The sequence below is a fragment of the Corallococcus sp. AB030 genome (assembly GCF_003668965.1).
GTDB lineage: Bacteria > Myxococcota > Myxococcia > Myxococcales > Myxococcaceae > Corallococcus > Corallococcus exiguus.
Map to the genome: position 1 here is coordinate 1 of NZ_RAWQ01000455.1, position 1,231 is coordinate 1,231.

At 74.5% G+C, this 1,231-nt stretch carries 1 protein-coding gene; it reads left to right on the forward strand.

All coding sequences use genetic code 11. The annotated features are described in order from the left end of the window. Window positions 1-75 precede the first annotated feature (75 nt). The coding region (locus D7Y15_RS43535) for a hypothetical protein (protein WP_121756222.1) at window positions 76-1,231 on the forward strand (1,156 nt) is incomplete at its 3' end.

The window sequence follows — 1,231 nt, forward strand, 5'->3', positions numbered from 1 at the left end:
CACCTGCGCCATTCCGGGCTTCGGTCCGGGGTGGGAGGGGTGGAAGGCCGCTCCCAGGGAAGCGAGACGACGGTCATGGGGCATGGGCGCCCGGTGTGGAGTGCGCGAGCCACCTTCGCGGTGGTGCTGGGGCTTTGGCTGGCCTCGGGGCCCGCGCGGGCGCAGGACGGCGGCGGCTGGCGGTCCGCCTTCGAGCTGCTGGCGAGCGGTCCCGAGCTGGGTGGGAGTGACATCCCCCGGGACGTGCCGAAGCGCCGGGGTTCGGACGCGTCGGTGGTGCCGCCGGAGGTGATGGCCCGGGTGCTGACGGAGGAGGGGCCCCGGCCGGTGCCCACGGCGTCCGCGGCGGAGTCCGGCCCGGTGGTGGCGCCGGAAGCTCCGGGTGCGATGGAAGGCGGCCGGGTGTCGGAGCCCCGCGTGCGCCTGACAGAGGACGCGCCGAGGCCGCCGTTCAAGGCGCTGCCGGTGGCGGTCGCGGTGGTGCCGGGGTTGCTGCTGCACGGGTTGGGTGCGTGGACGGCGGGGGATTCCGCGACGGCGCGGGGCCTGTTCGCGGCGGAGGCGACGGGGCTGGGGTTGATCGCCGCGGGGTTGGTGCCCATCGCGTTGACGGGCGCGTCGCGAAAGACCATCGGGCCGCTGTACGCGGTGACGCTGACGGGGGCGGGGGTGTTCTCGCTGTCGATGCTGGCGAACCTGTACGCGGTGACGTCGCCGGCGTTCGACCCGGGGCAGGTGCCGGACACGCTGCCGCCGCTGGAGTTCGACCTGGGCTACCAGTACGTGCACGACGCGACGGCGGACTACCGGAACTTCTTCGCGCTGGGCGCGGTGGCGCGCCTGTCGAGGGTGCGGCTCCAGGCGTCCGCGCGGCTGGCGCCGGACGAGGGCAACACGTTGATCCGCGCGGGCGCGGCCTACCGGCTGTGGGGCGCGCCGGAGCGGACGCCGGGGTTGGGGGACGGGACGTCGTTGGACGTGGAGGGCATCGCCACGTACCACCGCTACCCGACGGAGGGCTTCACGCTGGGAGGCGGAGAGGTGGGGCTCAAGGGCCGCTACGCGATGGAGCGCTTCGGGCCGCGCTTCGCGGGCTCGTTCGTGGAGGGCGGCGTGGGGCTGTCATTCCAGGGCTACAGCTATCCGGGGCGCGTGGACGACGACAACCTGTACGGCCAGCTGCTCTACACGTTCGGCTACGGCGTGTGGCTGGGGCGGGGCGGGCCGCTGC